The 17,039-nt window shown below is 72.3% G+C and carries 14 protein-coding genes; 8 read left to right on the forward strand and 6 right to left on the reverse strand.

Features of this window, described 5'->3' with window-relative positions; all coding sequences use genetic code 11:
* Nucleotides 1-67 precede the first annotated feature (67 nt).
* The gene (locus E3328_RS14015; RefSeq protein WP_135365253.1) at nucleotides 68-1,006 is read left to right on the forward strand and encodes a cation diffusion facilitator family transporter; all 939 of its coding nucleotides are present in this window, start codon (nucleotides 68-70) and stop codon (nucleotides 1,004-1,006) included.
* Between the two features lie 52 nt (nucleotides 1,007-1,058).
* Nucleotides 1,059-2,516, forward strand: a complete 1,458-nt coding sequence (locus tag E3328_RS14020) for a carotenoid oxygenase family protein (RefSeq protein ID WP_209452205.1) — start codon at nucleotides 1,059-1,061, stop codon at nucleotides 2,514-2,516.
* A 67-nt stretch (nucleotides 2,517-2,583) separates the two neighbouring features.
* Here E3328_RS14020 and E3328_RS14025 read toward each other — a convergent pair whose 3' ends face one another.
* From E3328_RS14025 to deoC, 3 genes are all read right to left on the reverse strand, one after another.
* A complete protein-coding gene (locus tag E3328_RS14025) occupies nucleotides 2,584-2,772 on the reverse strand; it encodes a hypothetical protein (protein ID WP_135365254.1) in 189 nt (62 codons plus the stop codon).
* 128 nt (nucleotides 2,773-2,900) lie between these two features.
* Nucleotides 2,901-4,157: a tRNA (N(6)-L-threonylcarbamoyladenosine(37)-C(2))-methylthiotransferase gene (locus E3328_RS14030; RefSeq protein WP_135365255.1), complete on the reverse strand. Its 1,257-nt coding sequence runs from the start codon at nucleotides 4,155-4,157 to the stop codon at nucleotides 2,901-2,903.
* An 82-nt stretch (nucleotides 4,158-4,239) separates the two neighbouring features.
* Nucleotides 4,240-4,926: a deoxyribose-phosphate aldolase gene (deoC, locus tag E3328_RS14035; protein WP_135365256.1), complete on the reverse strand. Its 687-nt coding sequence runs from the start codon at nucleotides 4,924-4,926 to the stop codon at nucleotides 4,240-4,242.
* A gap of 178 nt (nucleotides 4,927-5,104) precedes the next feature.
* On the opposite strand from deoC, the gene E3328_RS14040 reads away from it, so the two are divergent.
* The 3 genes from E3328_RS14040 (at nucleotide 5,105) to E3328_RS14050 (ending at nucleotide 8,601) form a co-directional block, all read left to right on the forward strand.
* A complete protein-coding gene (locus tag E3328_RS14040; protein ID WP_135365257.1) occupies nucleotides 5,105-5,947 on the forward strand; it encodes a DUF63 family protein in 843 nt (280 codons plus the stop codon).
* 235 nt (nucleotides 5,948-6,182) lie between these two features.
* On the forward strand, nucleotides 6,183-6,908 hold the full coding sequence (locus E3328_RS14045) for a guanosine phosphorylase (RefSeq protein WP_135365258.1): 726 nt from the start codon (nucleotides 6,183-6,185) through the stop codon (nucleotides 6,906-6,908).
* Between the two features lie 85 nt (nucleotides 6,909-6,993).
* Nucleotides 6,994-8,601 (forward strand): HPP family protein, encoded by a 1,608-nt coding sequence (locus tag E3328_RS14050; RefSeq protein WP_135365259.1) that lies wholly within the window; start codon nucleotides 6,994-6,996, stop codon nucleotides 8,599-8,601.
* 72 nt (nucleotides 8,602-8,673) lie between these two features.
* Here the strand turns inward: E3328_RS14050 and E3328_RS14055 are convergent, their stop codons facing one another.
* Nucleotides 8,674-9,876: an NAD-binding protein gene (locus E3328_RS14055; protein WP_209452206.1), complete on the reverse strand. Its 1,203-nt coding sequence runs from the start codon at nucleotides 9,874-9,876 to the stop codon at nucleotides 8,674-8,676.
* A 134-nt stretch (nucleotides 9,877-10,010) separates the two neighbouring features.
* On the opposite strand from E3328_RS14055, the gene E3328_RS14060 reads away from it, so the two are divergent.
* From E3328_RS14060 to E3328_RS14070, 3 genes are all read left to right on the forward strand, one after another.
* A complete protein-coding gene (locus E3328_RS14060; RefSeq protein WP_135365260.1) occupies nucleotides 10,011-11,255 on the forward strand; it encodes a potassium channel family protein in 1,245 nt (414 codons plus the stop codon).
* A complete protein-coding gene (locus E3328_RS22060) occupies nucleotides 11,252-13,270 on the forward strand; it encodes a DUF8167 domain-containing protein (protein WP_209452207.1) in 2,019 nt (672 codons plus the stop codon). The genes E3328_RS14060 and E3328_RS22060 overlap by 4 nt, the downstream gene beginning before the upstream one ends.
* 69 nt (nucleotides 13,271-13,339) lie before the next feature.
* A complete protein-coding gene (locus E3328_RS14070; RefSeq protein ID WP_135365261.1) occupies nucleotides 13,340-13,615 on the forward strand; it encodes a ubiquitin-like small modifier protein 1 in 276 nt (91 codons plus the stop codon).
* Here the strand turns inward: E3328_RS14070 and E3328_RS14075 are convergent.
* The gene (locus E3328_RS14075; RefSeq protein WP_135365262.1) at nucleotides 13,602-13,901 is read right to left on the reverse strand and encodes a hypothetical protein; all 300 of its coding nucleotides are present in this window, start codon (nucleotides 13,899-13,901) and stop codon (nucleotides 13,602-13,604) included. The genes E3328_RS14070 and E3328_RS14075 overlap by 14 nt on opposite strands.
* Nucleotides 13,902-14,097: 196 nt before the next feature.
* The gene (gene alaS, locus E3328_RS14080) at nucleotides 14,098-16,872 is read right to left on the reverse strand and encodes an alanine--tRNA ligase (RefSeq protein ID WP_135365263.1); all 2,775 of its coding nucleotides are present in this window, start codon (nucleotides 16,870-16,872) and stop codon (nucleotides 14,098-14,100) included.
* Nucleotides 16,873-17,039: the final 167 nt, after the last annotated feature.

Genomic DNA, 17,039 nt, shown 5'->3' on the forward strand with positions numbered 1-17,039 from the left:
CTCGGCGGCCGCATCGGTCGGTGCCCGTCCCGACACCGCTTTGACCCGCCGGGGGCAACCACCGACGATGACAGACGACCGGCCGCGGGTGCTCCGGCGGGTGGGCCTGCTGCTGCTCGGGGCCAATGTCGCCCTCGCGCTGCTGAAGGGCGGCGCGTGGTTCGCGACGGGGAGCCTCGCCGTCCAGTCCGAGGCGGTCAACAGCGCCTCGGACGCCGTCTACTCGCTGGTCACGGTGGCGGGGCTCTATCTCACCACGCGGCCGCCGGACTTCGAACACCCCCACGGCCACGAGCGCATCGAGCCGTTCGTCGGGCTGTTCGTCGCGCTGGGCATCTTCGTCGCCGGCGGCACGGTCCTCTACCAGTCGGCGACGGCACTGCTGTCGGGCGACGTGGCCGTCTCCCGCGGCCCGACGGCGGTCGCGGTGCTGGCCGTCGCCGCCGTCGCGAAGTTCGCCCTCTACCGGTACGTCCTCGCCGCGGCCGACCGGCACAACTCGCCGGCGCTGACCGCCACCGCCGTCGACAACCGCAACGACATCCTGACCGCGAGCGCGGCCATCGTCGGCGTCCTCGGCGCCGGGGTCGGCTACCCGGTGCTGGACCCGCTGGCCGCCATCGTCGTCGCCGTCGGCATCGTCTACACCGGGGTCGAGGTCGTCCGCGACAACCTCGGCTACCTGCTGGGTCGCGCCCCGCCGGAGGAGCTGCGCCGGGAGATACTCCGCCGGGCGCTCGAACACCCGGACGTGGAGGGCGCCCACGACGTGATCGCCCACTACGTCGGCCCTGAGATCGACGTGTCGCTGCACATCGAGGTCGAGGGCGAGCGGACGCTCCACGAGGCCCACGACATCGAGTCGGCCGTCGTCGACTCGATCCGCGAGCTTCCGGAGGTCGACGACGTGTTCGTCCACGTCGACCCCCGGGAACTCGACGAGTGGAAGCCCGACGAGGAGGTCGACCAGCTCGCCGACGACCGCTGGCGCTCCCAGCAGGAGTAGCCCCGGGGACCCCACCGCCAGCCACTCACCCCTGGCCGCCCAACGGGCGGGTATGTCGATGGAGGCCGGCTTCGAACTGGGGTTCTCGACGCTCGACGACGAGGTGGCCGACCGCTCGCTCGCGGTCGAAGGCTCCCTCCCAGAGTGGCTCGACGGCGCGCTGGTCCGCAACGGGCCGGCGATCTTCGAGGTCGGCGGCGACCGCGTCGCCCACTGGTTCGACGGCCTGGCGATGCTCCACCGGTTCGCCTTCGAGGGAAGTTCCGACGCGGTCCGCTACACCAACCGGGCGCTGCGCTCGGAGACCTACCGCCGCGCGATGGCGACCGGCGAGATCGCGGGCCAGTTCGCCACCGGTGGCGGCTACCTCCGTCGCGTCCGGCAACTCCTGTTCGGCGAACCGACGGACAACTGCAACGTCCACGTCGCCCGCGTCGACGACTCGCTGGTCGCGATGACCGAGGTCCCCCGCTTTCGCTCGGTCGACCCCGAGTCGCTGGCGACCGTCGGCGAGTTCGCCTTCGCCGACGCGCTGACCGGCCACGTCAACTGCGCGCACGTCGTCCCCGACCCCCACCGCGGCGAGACGGTCGGCCTCCTCACCACCTTCGGCCGGCCCAGCGAGTACACGCTCTACCGGCTCCCCGACGGCTCGCGCTCCCGCGAGCAGATCGCGACGCTGCCGGCCGACGACCCCGCCTACGTCCACAGCTTCGCGCTGACCGAGCGGTACGTCGTCCTCACGGAACACCCGTTCGTCACGAACCCCGCTTCCTTCCTCTTGCCGGGGTCGGACAGCTTCGTCGACAACTACGACTGGGAACCCGAGCGCGGGACCCGCTTTCGCGTCGTCGACCGCGACACCGGCGAGGTGGTCGCGACCCGCACGACCGACGCCTGGTTCGTCTTCCACCACGTCAACGCCTTCGAGGCCGGACCGGAGGACGCGGCGAGCGACGCCGCGACCGGCGGGGCGGCCGGCGGCGCCGACGCGCTCGTCGTCGACCTCGTCGCGTACCCGGACGCCGACGTGGTCGAGGGGCTGTACCTCGCCGAGGCGGCCGACTGGTTCGAGAGCGGGCGGGACGGCCACCTCCGGCGGTTCAGGGTCCCGCTCGACGGTCGTCCGGTGACGAGCGAGTCGCTGTACGAGGGGCTGGAACTCCCGCGGGTCGCCCCGGGCGACCGGACGAAGCCGTACCGCTACGCCTACGCGCAGGGGGCCGCCGAGCGCGACGGCAACCACGTCGCGAAGGTCGACATGCGGTCGGGCGAGTCCCGGCGGTGGGAGGAGTCGGGTGTGTTCGTGGAGGAACCGGTCTTCGTCCGCGCGCCCGACGCCGAGCGGCCGGGCGACGAAGGGGTCGTGCTGGTAACCGCGCTGAACACGACCGAGTCCCGGACCGACCTCCTGGTGCTCGACGGCGAGACGCTGGCGGAGCGGGCGCGGGCGCCGCTGCCCCACGCCGTCCCGTTCGGCTTCCACGGGCGGTACTTCCCCGAGTGGTGAGGCGGGGCGCGACCGATGTCGACGACGCGCCCGGCGCCCGGTCCGCGGCGGACCCGCGCCCGCCTCGTCAGTCGTCCTCGCGCTCGGCTTCGATCACGACCGACTGTAGCGCCGACCGGATGTGGAACGTTCGCCGCGACTCCTCTTCCGCGTCCAGCGCCCGTCTGAGGTGGTTCTCCGCCAGCTCCAGGTGTGTGTCGCCGGCCGCAGTGACGACGGTCTCCCGGTCAGACGGCTGCCCTCCGGAATCGTTCACAAGTATCACAGGTGAGAGAGATAATTGAATCCCGGTGTTCATCCGTATCCTCACACACGTCCGCCGCGGGCCCGAAGGCGGTCCCCCACCGGCGGCGAACCCGCGGGTCGGCGACCGGTGGGAGTCGCCTACGCCAGCTCGCCCAGCGCGTAGACGGTGTTGTGGCCCGTGACCTCCACGTCCACGGTGTCGCCCAGCGCCGCGCCCTGGTTCTGCGCGTCGGGGACGGCCACCTGCCGGTAGGCGCGGTCGTAGCCCACGAGCGAGTCGTCGGTGCCGTCCTCGGTCAGCAGCACCGACCGTACGTCGCCGACCATCGACTCGTAGACCCCCTCCATCACGTCCATCTTGAGTTCCGACATCGCCTTCGAGCGCTCCTTCTTGACCGTCCCCCCGAGCCCCTTCATGTCGGCGGCGTCGGTGCCCGGCCGCTTCGAGAAGCGCGTGACGTTGATCTTCTCCGGGCGGGTCTCGCGCAACAGGGCCATCGACTGCTCGAAGTCGCGGTCGGTCTCGGTGGGGAACCCGACGATGAAGTCCGTCGAGAGGGTCCACTCGTCGAGGTGCTCGTCGAAGGTCTCGACGACCTCGACGTACTCGGAGACCTGGTGCTGGCGGCGCATGTCGCCGAGCACGTCGTCGCTGCCCGACTGGACCGGCGCGTGCAGGAAGTTGTACAGCTCGTCGTGCTCGGCGAACACTTCCGCGAGTTCCTCGCGGATGCCGTGGACGCCCTTGGGGTTGGCCATGCCCACCCGCACCCGGAACTCACCCTCTATCTCCGAGCAGATGCGGTCGAGCAGGACGTGCAGTTTCCGCTCGCCCTCGTCCCAGCCGTAGACGCCGGTGTCCTGGCCGGTGATGCGGATCTCCTTCGCGCCGGCGTGGACCAGGGCGCGGGCCTTCTCCAGGTTCTCCTCGACGGAGGGGGAGTCGATCTTTCCGGTGGCGTGCTTGGTGATGCAGTACGAGCAGTCGCTCATACAGCCCCGCGCGATGGGGAGGATGCCGACGACGCCGTCCAGTACCGGTTCGGTGTCGGGCGTCGTCGTCGGGCACTCGCCGTTGCGGACGTACTCGGGGACCTCGTCCCAGTGGAGTACCTCGGCGTCCACGTCGGCCTGTTCGAACTCCTCGCCCTGCGCGAGGGCCATACAGCCAGTCACGACGAGGTCCGCGGGGGTCTCGCGGTCCAGTTCCTCGGCCCGCCGGAGCATGTTGCGCTCCGTCTTCTCGACCACGGTGCAGGTGTTGAGGATCGCCACGTCGGCCTCCTCGGGGCCGTCGGCGGGGTGGTGGCCGCCGTCGCGGAGCGACCGCTCGATCTGGCGGCTCTCACCCCGGTTGGCCGTGCAGCCGTAGGTCTCGATGTGATAGCGGGCCATCGCGTTACTCCACTCTTGGCGCTCGCGGCCAAAAGCGCGACGGATCAGGGTGACCAGGCGGCCCTCGCGTTCGTCGACCGGCCTAATCGTCCCAGCCGCTCACGTCCGACCGCTCGGCGGTGTCGTGCTGGTCGAGGAACTCCCGGGCGATGGCGTCCCCGCTCGACGCCCCGATCCGCTCGGCGCCGGCGTCGAGCATCGCCTCCATCTCGGCCCACGACCCCACGCCGCCGGAGGCCTTCACGGGCAGGTACTCGGCGAGCAGTTCCACGTCGGGGACGGTCGCCCCGCCCTCCGAGAAGCCGGTCGCGGTCTTGAGGTAGTCGGCGTCCGCTTCGAGGGCGCACTCCGCGGCGCGGCGCTTCTCCTCCTCGGTCAGCAGCGGCGTCTCGACGATCACCTTCACCGGGACCGGGACGGCCGCGACGACCTCCTCGATCTCGTCGGCGACGGCGTCGTCCTCGCCCGCCCGCAGGCGACCGACGTTGATCACCACGTCGAGTTCGTCGGCGCCGGCCTCCCAGGCGTCCTCGGCCTCGGCGGCCTTCGTCGCGGTCGTGTGCTGGCCGTGGGGGAAGCCCACGACGGTCGACAGCGGCACCGTCGGCGCGTAGCCGTCGGCGAGTTCGAGGTAACACGGGGGGATGCAGGCGCGCAGGCCGTACTCGATGGCGGCGTCGAGCACGGCGATCACGTCGTCCGGCGTCGTCTCCGGCCCGAGGACCGTGTGCTCGATGCGGCCCGTCACGTCCGCCGCGTCCGTGGTCATGGCTCACTCCTCGCACCCCCACCACTAAAGCCCGCCCGGATCGGCCGCGGCGAGCCGCGGGGGCGGTCGCGTCGGCGGTCGCCCTCCCGGTCTTCCGCGCATCCCGGCCGGAACCCCACGGTCGGACGACATCCATGCGACCGCAACCCTTTCGTCGGTCGACGCCGCGCCACAGGGTATGCAGATCCTCCCGAGCGGGCTCGTGGTCCCGCCGCTGCCGTACGCGATCACGCTGGCGGTCCTGTCGGTGGCGGCGGTCGCCGCGCTCTACCTGCTGGACCCGCCGGTCACCGCCCGGCAAGTCCTCGCGCTCTCGCCGTGGATGGTCGCCGGGGGCGCCTTCCACGCGCTGTACCAGGCCGGGCTGATCCTCGACCCGCTCGAACCCTTCTTCGCCGCGCCCGCGGTGTACGTGACGACGTTCGTCCTCGCCGCCGGCGTCTGGCTCCCCGCGGTCGTCCGCGCCCAGATGCTCGACGACCCCGCCCCGATCGCCCGCTACCTCGGGATCGTCGGCGGGGCGCTCGTGCTCGCGCTGACGGTCCTGGCCTACGCCTTCGCCGCCGGGCGCGTCGACTCGACGACCGCGCTGGTGTGGCTCCCGCTCGGGTTCCTCGGCGCCGCCGTGCTCACCGCGCCCGTCTACTACCTGGTCGCGCTCAAGTGGACGGCCGCGGTCGACCGCGCGGGCGTCGCCGGCCCGCTGGTCGTGTTCGCCCACGCGCTCGACGGCTTCTCGACAGCCATCGGCGTCGACGTGGTCGGCACCGGCGAGCGCACCCCGATCCCCCGCCGGATCATGGACTTCGCCGAGACGCTCCCCACCTACCCCTACATCGGCAAGGGGTGGCTGTTCGCGGTCGTCAAACTCGTCGTCGCCGCCGGCATCGTCGTCCTGCTGGCCGACCTCGTCGAGGAGGAGCCCACGCAGGGCAACGTCCTGTTCGCCTTCGTCGCCGCCGTCGGCATGGGTCCCGCCGCCAACAACCTCTTCCTGTTCCTGATCGGCCCCGCGATCTGAGCGCCCCTCGCTCGACACCCCCGCTTCGGGTCGAGCCCTCCCGCGCCAGCGAACCCCCTCGTTTCGGGTCGAATCCCGCCGCACTCCCGCGGTTTTCGGCCCTCGGATCGCTGCCGAAACGCACCCCCGTCCGGCTCCGGAGGGATACCCATCGCACGGGAGCGCTCGGGAGCCGGCGGCGGCGCGAGCGGCCGGAACGGGTACCGTTTTGCCGTCGCCGGTCCCAGGGTCGGCCATGGCGAAACAGCCGCACCTGCTGGTCGAGGAGGGCGACGTACACGACATCGCGCTGATCCCGGGCGACCCCGGGCGCGTCGAGCGCATCGCCGGCCACTGCGAGAACGTCGAGCACGTGGCCGAGAACCGCGAGTACAAACTGGTCAACGCGACCTACGAGGGACGGGACCTGACGGTCTGTTCGACGGGGATCGGCTGCCCGTCGGCGACCATCGCCGTCGAGGAACTCGCCAACGTCGGCGTCGAGACGTTCGTCCGGGTCGGGACGACGGGCGCGCTCCAGTCGGACATCGAGATCGGCGACATGGTCGTCGCGACGGGCGCCGCCAAGAACGAGGGGACGACGAAGCGCTACGAGGACGTCGAATATCCGGCGGTCGCCGACTACGACACGCTGGACACGCTCGTCCGCAGCGCGGAGGAGCGAGGCGAGTCGGTTCACGTCGGCCCCATCGCGACGGACGACGCCTTCTACGCCGAGACCGACGAGTACGTCGACGACTGGGAGCAGGCGGGCCTGCTGGCCGTCGAGATGGAGGCGGCCGCCGTCTTCACGCTCGCCCGGCGGAAGGGGCTGCGCGCCGGCGCCATCTGCACCGTCGACGGCAACCTCGTCGAGGGCACCCAGAAGGGCGAGACCGACGACGACGAACTGCCCGAGAAGGCGAAGGACAACGTCGAGCGCGCGATCCGCATCTCGCTGGAGGCCGCCACGCGGCTCTGAGTGGCCGGCTCCGCGAGGGACGAACGGTCCCGGGTCGACGACCGCCGGACGACACTTTTTGTGTCGGGGCGGGATAGTGGCGGGCATGCGCGGGCCGTTCGGCGACCGGATCTACGCGGCGGTCGCGCGGCTCCGGCGGCTCGAACGGCGGGAGCTGCGGGCCTTCCGCCGCTGGGTCGAGCGGACGAGCAACCTCGTCCACCTGTCGGTGCTGGTGTTCGTCCCGCTGCTGATCGCCGTCGTGACGCTGCTGTTCAACAGCATCGACCGGCTCTCGTTCCTGCTCTTCCCGCCGCTGGCGTCGGGCACGTACACGCTGTTCGCGAACCCGGAGGGGAAGTACGCCTCGCCGGCGCGGTTCGTCGCGGGGCTGACGGTCGGGTCGCTCTGTGGCTGGGCCGCGCTGGCGCTGGGGTCGGCGCTCGGGGTGGGGGCGGCGGGGGCCGGCGCGAGCGCCCCCGGCGGGCTGACCGTCGGCGCGTTCGAGGCCGCCGTCGCCGTCTTCCTCGCCGGAGCGAGCACCTGGGCGCTCGACGTCGAGGAGCCGTCGGCCTACTCGACGGCGCTGCTGGGGCTGCTCGTCCGGCCGGGCCACGAGCTGGTGTTCGCGCTGTCGGTGCTGCTGGCGAGCAGCGTCGTCGCGCTGGTGTTCGTCGCCTGGCGCGAACAGTTCTACGACCGGCGCGCCCAGTTCCTCTACGAGTCGACCCACGGCGACGACCACGTCCTCGTCCCGATGCGCGGGGAGAACCCCGACGCGACGGCCATGTTCGGCGCCCGCCTCGCGGCCGCCCACGACGCCGGGAAGGTCGTCCTGCTGGACGTGGTCGACGACGAGGCCGTCGCCAGCGCCGAGCGCGACCTGCTCGACGACGGCCGGCGGGCCGACCGCCGGGTCGCGACCGACGGCGGCCGCGGAGGGCACGACGACGGCGCCCCGGTCCCGGACGACGGCCGTGACCACCGCGGCGACGCCGACCCGGAGAGCGGGGACGCCGGCGGGACCGGGGACGGGCCCGACCGCGCGGTCGACGACGCCGGGCTCGACGACCACGCCGAGGAGCGGGCGGTCGCCCAGGCGGCCACCCACCTCGAGGCGCGCGCGGACGAGATCGAGACGCGGGTGGGGGTCCCCTGCCAGGTGGTCGTCGCCGTGGGCGGCCGGTCGCCGGCGGCCACCGTCCTCGGGACCGCCCGCGAGACCGGCTGCGACCTGGTCGCGACGGCCTACGAGCAGCGCCACGGCGCGCTGACCCCCTACGTCTACGACCTGTTCCGCGGCGAGATCGACGTGGTCGTCCACCGCTCGGCGGCCGGCCGGACCCGCTGGAAGCGCGCGCTGGTGCCGGTCCGCCGGGCCAGCGACGTGGCCCACAGCATGCTCGACTTCGCCCGCCGGCTGGTCGGGCGCTCCGGGCGGATCAGCGTCTGTTCGTGCGTGTCGAGCGACCGGGAGCGCCGCCGCGCCGAGGCGATGCTCGCGGACCTGGTCGAGCCGTTCGACGGCGGCTTCGAGACCCGGGTGGCCACCGAGTCCATCGAGCGCTACCTCGCCGACAACGCCGACGACTTCGACCTGGTGTTCATGGGCGCCAGCACCGACCGCTCGGCGGCCTCGCGGCTGGTCTCGCCGCCGACGTTCGAGCGCATCCAGCACCTGGATACCGACGTGGCGATCGTCGACCGGTCGTGAGCGGCCCCGCGGCGGCGGGGTCGACTGGCGGCCGCGCGACCGGCGGTACGGTGCCCGGCGCCGCTCCCGGCGTCAGTCGGCGCCGGACGGGTCGTCCCCGGAGTCCACGTCGAGCAACCGCTCGGCGAGCCCCTCCATGTCGGTGTCGCCGAGCGCGGACTCGACGAGGAGGTGGCCGCCGATGACGGCGGGGCTGATGACGGCGTCGGCGCCGGCCCGTCGGAGCTTCTCGGTGTTCTCGCGGTCGGTCGCGGCGGCGACGATGCGGGCGTCGGGGTGGAACTGCCGGGCGGTGAGGATCGACAGGGCGTCCTGGGCGTCGTCGTTGGTCGCGGCGATGACCGCGCGGGCGTGTTCGATCCCGGCCTGCTTCTGGGGGTCCTCGTCGCTGGGGTCGCCGACGACGACGTGGAGGTCCCGCGTCCGCAGCGAGGCCGCCAGTTCGCTGTCGGGCGTGATGACGACGAACTCGGCGGCGGTCGAGAGCTCTTCGAGCAGCGGTTCGGTCAGGTCGCCGTAGCCCAGGACGACGACGTGGTCGTCCAGGAGTTCCAGGTCGGATTCGTTCATGGTACCGAGTGCTTGGGAGAGACGGGCTTCGATGGCGGGGCCCAGCAGCGACCCCAGCGCGACGGTGAAACTGGCGACGCCGAGCACGAGGACAGACATCCCGAACAGCTTCGCCTGCTGGCTCGCGGGCGTCACGTCGCCGTAGCCGACGGTGCTGGCGGTGACGATGGTGTAGTACAGCGCGTCGGTCAGCGTCCCCAGGTTGTTGAACTCCTCGCGGAGCTGGTAGGCGCCGGCGGTGCCGTAGACGAGCGTCCCCGACAGCGCGGCGGCCGCGGCCAGCTGCGTCGTCGAGAGGTCCGCCCGGCGGTCGAACCGCCGGTAGTTGACCAGCACCGTCGGCAGCGAGAGCAGCGACAGGGCGATCAGCGGCAGCGAGTAGCGGCTCGACTGGGCCAGCCCCTGGAGGGCAGTCACCGGCAGGAGGACGACCGTCGAGAACCACGCCGCGCGCAGCCGTCGACGCATCCCCCAGGCGCTCAGCAGCATCAGGAAGCCGGTCAGCGCGCCGGTGAAGCCCGCCGCGCGCTGCACCTCGCGGGGGATCTGGATGTAGGTCTCGATGAGCGGGTTGACCTCGGTCGCGCTGATGTTGGCGACGCCGGTGGCAAAGGAGAGGATGGCGACGACGGTCGGCAGCCAGACGGCTGCCCGGGTCCCGACGAACACCGCCCGCGGATGGCCCACCAGCCGCCTCGCGTCCATACCCACTTCGAGGCGGCCGAGCGGCTAAAATCCCACCGACCCGCGACGGGTCGTGTCACCGCGGGCGGAAGTCCGGCCGGCGGCCGCGGCGGGCGCCGATAGGGGTTTACGAGAGGCTACCGTCACACCCGGTCATGGCATCGTTCCCGGTCGAGCTACTCTTCGGTATCTATCTCGGTATCCTGACGGGGATCATCCCGGGCCTGGTCGCGTGGTCGCTGGGGTTCGTCTTCAAGTACTTCACCGGCGTCACGATCCCCGGATTCGGTGTGGTCGTCCTCGCGGTCGCGCTGGCGGGGGTCAACGGGGGGCTGCTCGCGCTCGCCGACCCGACGATCACCCAGTCGGCCAACGCCGTGACGATCACGACCGCCATCCTCGTCGTCCTGATGATCTCGCTGTACGCCCACAGCCGCGGCGACCAGATGGGCGCGACCTTCCCCAAGCGGCTGTCGCTGAAGCAGCTGCGCGAGCGGACGCTCGCCGCGGACGTGCGCGGGGCGCTGGCCGGCCGCGACGAGGCGCGGGTCCGCGTCGTCGGCGAGGTGGCCGACATGGAGGGCTACCCCCCGCTCCCGGACGACCTCCGCGCGGAGATCCGCGACAGCGAGTGGACCTTCCCCGCGGACCTGCGCATCTCGGAGCTCGAAGCGCGGCTGGCCGAGCGCCTGAAGACCGAGTACGACCTCGGCGACGCCGCCGTCACCGTCGACGAGCGCGGGCGGGCCGCCGTCGTCGCCGCGCCCCCGTTCTCCGGGCTCTCCAAGCGGGTCCCCGACGGGAAACGGGCGGTCTCGGTGAACGCCCTCGTCCCGACGGGCGTCGCCCGCAACGACGAGGTGACGCTCATCACCCCGGACGCCCAGGTCCGCGGGACGGTCGTCAGCGCGAAGACCCAGACCGCGACGGCCGCCGCCGGGCCCGACCCGGAGGCGGCCGGCGCCGACGACGACGAGGACGGCGACGACGAGGCGGAGGGCGTCCCCCAGCCGGTACGGGCGCCGACGACGACCGGCGGCGAGGGGCGGGTCACGGTCGCGGTCACGCGGACGGACGCCGAGCCGCTGCTGAAGGCCGACCGCGCCCGCGTGGTCGTCGAGTCCCGGGGCGTCCGCCGGGAGTACGAACTGCTCAGCCTGCTCCGGCGGGCGGGCCGGCGCTTCGGCCGGGTGACCGTCGGCGCCGGCGGGCCGCTCGACGGGGCCACCGTCGGCGAGGCGAACGTCCGGAGCGCCTACGGCGTCGCCGTGATGGCGGTGCGGGGCGCGAGCGGCTGGGTCGTCGCGCCGAAGGGGTCGACGACGCTGTCGGCCGGCGACGAGGTGTTCGCCGTCGGGACCCGCGGCGAACTCGACGCCTTCCGGGAGGCGGTCGCGTGAGCGGCGTCGCCGCGGTCGTCGGCCCCGGGTTCGCGCTCCCCGCGGCCGGGCCCGGACTCGCGACGCTCGTCGACGCCGCGGTCGCTCTCGGCGCCGGACCCGTCGACCTCGCGACCGCGGCCGTCGCCCAGAGCGGCTCGCTCACCGAGCGGGCGCTGACGAACGCGGTACGCGTGCTCGCGTTCGCCGTCCTCGCCGCGGGCGTGGCGGCGGCCGTCGCGCTCCTCTATCGCTGGTACGTCCGCGAGCGCGTCCCCGGCGAGCTCCCCGCGCTGTTCGGACTCAGCGCCGTCGCGGTCGTCCTCAACACCAACCAGGCGCTCGGGGAGGTCATCGCGCCGGACGGGAGCGGCGACCCCCTCGACCAGGCGGGGGTCCTGTTCCACGTCGTCACATTCCTCGTCGCCCTCGCGGCGACCCGCGCGGGCGCCGACGCGGGCGACCGCGTCGGGTCGGACGTGGCCGTCGCCACCGGGGAACGGGCCGTCGAGACGGAGGTCAGCCGCGTCGTCCAGGCCGTCGGCCGCGTCATCAGCGTCGAGCTCCCCGAAGAGGTCGACGACATCGTCGGCTACGACCCCGTGCCCGCCGAGACGAAGGAGAAGCTCGCCGGCAAGACGTTCGTCTTCCCCCGCCGGCTGACCGTCGAGGAGCTGCGCGACCGCCTCGTCACCCGGCTGAAGGCCGACTACGCGGTCGGCCACGTCGACGTCGAACTCGCCGACGACGGGACCGTCGAGTACCTCGCCGTCGGCTCGCGGGCGGCCGGTATCGGCCCGACGCTCCCGCCGGAGACCGCCGCCGTCGCCGTGAAGGCCGACCCCGCGTTCGCCGCCAGCGCCGGCGACCTCGTCCAGGTGTGGCGCACGGACCCCTTCGAGCGGGTCGTCACCGCGGAACTGCGCGGGACCGTCGACGACGTGGCGACGCTGGCCATCGACGCCGCCGACACCCGCAAGCTCGACGCCGAGGCGGGCTACAAGCTGGTGACCCTCCCCGTCGAGACGCGCCCGGACCGGGAGTTCGCGTCGGTGCTCCGGGCCGCCGACGAGACGATGGCCGCCGTCACCGTCGCCGCCGGGAGCGACCTGGCCGGCCAGCCCGTCGGCGCCCTCGACGTGACCGTCGTGGCCGTCCGCCCCGAGTCGGGCCCGGTCGAACCGCTGCCCGGCCGCGACCGCGCGCTCGCCGCCGGCGACGCCGTCTACGTGGTCGCCGCGCCCGAGGCCATCCGAAAGGTCGAAGCGGCCGCGAGGCCCCGCGACGGCCCCGCTCCGGCGGGGCCCGCCGCCACCGGCGCGGCGCTGTCCCCCGACGAGCAGGTCGACCCCGGGCGGACGGTCGGCGAGGCGTCGACCGGCGACGGGCCCGACGGGGCCGGGACACCGTCGGAAGCGGCGCCGGCGGGGTCCGACGCGGGCGCGGACGGGGAGACGCCGCCCGCCGAATCGGCCGCCGACCCGCTCGCCGACGCCGACGCCCCCGGCATCGAGGCGCTCGAAGCCGACGAGCGCGACGGGCAGTCGAACGGTGACCCGAGCGGCGAGGAGACCGGGGCCGTCGACGAGACCACGGCCGTCGACGACGCCGGGTCCGAGGACGCGGGTCCCGGACCCGACGACGGACCGGACGAACCGCCCGCGGAGCCGACGCGCGAGGACCTGGCCGACCTCCCGGGGACCGACGTGGACGAGCTGACCGGGGCCGACGAGGCGGTCGGCGACGTGCCGGACTCGTCGGCTGACGACGCCGATTCGGACGACGAACGCGACGCGCCCGGGGACGAGGACGGGACCGGCGACGCCGACGAGGCCGTCGGCGACGACTGGGAGCCCCTCGCCGAGCCGAGCCCCGACGAGCCGCCGGACGACGCGACCGGATCGGACGACGGCGAGGGGGTGACCGGCCCGGACGGCGACGGGGAGCCCGACGGCGACGACGGTGAGGACAGCGGGGGATCGGACGACAGCGACTGGACGGTCGCGCTCGACCAGCGCCGCGAGGACGACGAGTAGCGAACCCGTTCGGGTCGCTCCTCGCCGCAGTGCGGAACGCTCTTTGGGGGTCGGCGCCCTCCCTCGTGTATGCACTGGCGACTGTTCGCCACGCTCGCCGAGACGGCCGGCGACACCGAGATCGCGGTCGAGTCCGGCGCCGAGACCGTCGGCGACGCCTTCGACGCGCTCCTCGATACGCATCCCGACCTCGAATCCGAAGTGCTGGACGACGAGGGCGACCTCTACGACCACGTCCGCCTGCTCCACGAGGGCCGGGACCCGTTCGCCGAGGCGGAGGGCTTCGAGACGCCGGTCGACGATGGCGACGAACTCGCCCTCTTTCCGCCGGTCAGCGGCGGATAGAACCCACTTCGTTGTCATCCGCGGAGTCTGATCGGTCGGCCGAATCGCTCTCCTGCCGGAGGTGGAGGAGCGCGAAGCCGACGAATACGGACGCGAGCGCGGCCTGAAATCCCCAGTTCGCGGCGAGTTCGAGAACCGGCGTTATCGCCCCCAGTCCGGTCAGTCGTCCGACGGCGTCCGGACCGCCGAGCAACACGACGAGCAACCAGCCTGCGAACGCGACCTCCGCCAGGTCCCACCAGTGTCGCCAGTTACCGACCGCCTTGCGGAGTCGCGTCGGACTCACAGAGAAGTGTTATTCATACTGTCATTTCAGTCTGCCGATGGCAGGTCGGGAGTGCGCGGATCAGGCGTCAAGCAGCTCCAGCACGCGCAGGACGAGCTGGGGGATGTGATACGGGACACAGACTATCGGGCGATACAGCCGATTCTGGCCGGTTCGGCGGGAAAACGACTGATTCGGCAGAAAGTCGCGTCGGGACTCAGACGTTCGCGACCTGCTGGAGCACGTCGGGCGCCTCGTCCAGCGCGTCGTCGAGGCCCTCGGCGTCGGGGCCGCCGCCCTGGGCGAAGTCGGGCGGGCCGCCGCCGCCGCCGCCGACCTTCCGCGCCAGCTGGCTCACGACCTCGCCGGCGTTGACCGCCGAGCCGTCGGGGACGGCGACGACGAACGTCGCGCCGTCGCGGCCGGAGCCGAGCACTGCGATCTTCCCTTCCTCGACGAGGGCGTTCGCCGTGGCGCGCAGTTCGTCCATGTCGCCGTCGAGGCGCTGGACGACGGCCGTCTCGTCGCCGACCGCGACCTCCTCGCCGTCGCCCGACCCCGCCGCGCGGACCTCGGCGAGTTCCTCCTTGAGCCCCTCGATGGTCTTGCCGCGCTCCTTCCACTCGGTGAAGAACCGCTCGGCCGTCTCGGGCACTTCCTCGGGGGCCACGTCGAGCACGTCGGCGGCCTCGTAGAGGGCGTCCTCGGTGTCCTGGGTGGCCTGGACGGCGGCGTCGCCGGCGGCGAACTCGATGCGGATGACGCCGTCCTGGACGCGCTCGGTGCCGAGGATCTTGATCGTCCCGATGTCGCCGGTGCGGGCGACGTGGGTGCCCCCGCAGGCCTGCACGTCCTCGGCGACGTGGATGAGCCGGATGTTCTCGCCGGCGGGGATCCCGCCCTGGTAGAGGTCGAAGCCGTGTTCGTCCTCGGCCTCGTGGCGGTCGGGCCACTCCTGTTTGACCGGCCCGTTCGAGCGGACGATGTCGTTGGCGCGGTGCTCGATCTCCTTGACCTCCTCGCGGGAGACCGACTCGTAGTGGCTCACGTCGATCCGGGAGGACTCGGTGCCCTTCTGGGCGCCGGCCTGGCGGACGTGCTCGCCGAGCACCTGCCGGGCGCTGTGGATGACGATGTGCGTCGCGGTGTGGTGGGCCATCAGCCGGCGGCGCCGCGTGCCGTCGATCTGGCCGCGGACGAACTCGCCTTTCCCGGGGTCCTCGTCCGTCGTGTGGACGATGACCCCGTCGACGATCTGCACGTCCGAGACCTCCGCGGTCGCGTCGTCGGTCGACAGCGTCCCGTGGTCCGGCGGCTGGCCACCGCCCTCGGGGTAGAACATCGTCTGGTCCAACACCACGTCGTAGCCCTCGTCCTCGCGCTCGAAGACCTCCAGGACGACGGCCTCGAACTCCGTGCGCTGCTGGTCCTCGTAGTAGAGGCGGTCGGTGTCCGGAAGTTCCTCCAGCCGGTCCTCGTAGGGGCGACCCTCTTCCTCCTCGAAGGCCTGGCCGCCGCCGTGGCGTTCGGCCACGAGCGCGTAGAAGTCGTCCGGCGTCTCCACATCGACGCCCTTCTCGGCGGCGATCTCCTCGACCATGTCCGGCTGGATGCCGTGGGAGTCGTACAGCTCGATGAGTTCGCCGACCGGGATGGGTTCGCCCTTGCTCGCGTAGTCGTCGGCGAGCCGGCGGACGCGGCGGCCGCCCTGGTCGAGCGTCTCGCGGTACTTCTCGACCTCGGTGCGGACGATGTCCCGTATCGTGTCGCGGTTCTCGTAGCCCAGCCGCTCGGCCTGCATGTCGACGAGCTCGTCCAGCGGCGCGTCGACGCCGACGTTGTCGACGAGGCGCTTGGTGCGCCGGAGGACCATCCGGGCGAGATAGCCCGTGCCGACGTTCGAGGGGACGATGTTGTCCCCGAGCATGTACGCGAGCGTCCGGCAGTGGTCGGCGATGGCGTAGATGTCTTCGAGGGGTTCGAGCAGGTCGGTGAGTTCGCCCGTACTCACGTCGAGCTGGTCGGCGATGTTGTCGCGGGCCGACTCCATGTCCTCGGCCTCGTCGATGTCCATGTGGCCCGCGAGCTTCGCGGCGCGGTGGACGATCTCCGCCTCGCGCTCGGAGTAGTCCAGGCCGGCGTTGTCCTTCAGGAAGTCGATGGTCTCGGGGTAGACGGCCTCGTAGACGGTGGGGGTGCCCTGGGACATCCACGTCCAGCGCTCGATGCCGTAGCCGGTGTCGATGACCCGGCGGTCCATCTGACTGTACGTGTTGCCGTCTTTCATCTCGATGTCCCCTTCCGGATCCTGCTCGAACTGCATGAACACGAGCGTCGCGAGTTCGAGTCCGCGGTAGATGACCTCGAAGGCGGGGCCGGCGTTGCCGCCGCCGACCCAGGGGTCCTCGATGAGCGTCAGGTCCTCCACGTCGGCGCCCACGTCGTCGAGCAGGTCGACGCAGTGCTCGACGCACTGGTCCTTCCAGTAGACCTCGCCCTCGTAGGCGTAGTCGGTGCCCTCGTCGGCGTTGAACGCGTGGTGGCCGCCCATCTCGAAGGCCATCGTGTGGCGGCCGGTCTTGCCGACGTTGTCGATGTCCTGCATGCGGATACACGGTTGCGAGACGACCAGCGGGTTCGCGGGCGGCGGGGACTCGCCGCTGGTGACGTGCGGCTGGAAGTCGTAGATAGAGGCCTGGGTGAGGAGGACGTCGTCGCGCCAGCGGTTGGCCGCGACCGGGTAGGGGTCGATGCGCTCGTGACCCCGTTCCTCGAAGAAGGAGAGGAAGGTCTCGCGGGTCTCCTCGAGGGACATCTCCTCGTCGAAGCCGGGGTCGTCGATGAAGCCGTACTCTTCGCATGGCGGCTCGCCGCAGGTCGCCCGGTCCCCGTCGAGCGTCCAGAAGTGGGCCCCACACTCGGAGCACTCCTTCCGGTGGAAGCCGTGCTCCTCGAAGTAGTCGAGTCGATACTCCTGTTCGAGGTCGCTCATTCGTTGCTAGTTGGCCCAGCGGCGCCTAAAACAGTTCCGAAGGTGCGATCCCCGCCCGCACGGCGCTCGCGGACACTCGCGGCGGATCCCGCCGACCGGGCCGCTCCGCACCGGAGGATCGGTGCGCTCGGACGCCCCGGTCGCAGTCGCATCCCGACCCGTCGGTG

It is taken from the genome of Halosimplex halophilum, from assembly GCF_004698125.1.
GTDB classification, from domain to species: Archaea; Halobacteriota; Halobacteria; order Halobacteriales; family Haloarculaceae; genus Halosimplex; species Halosimplex halophilum.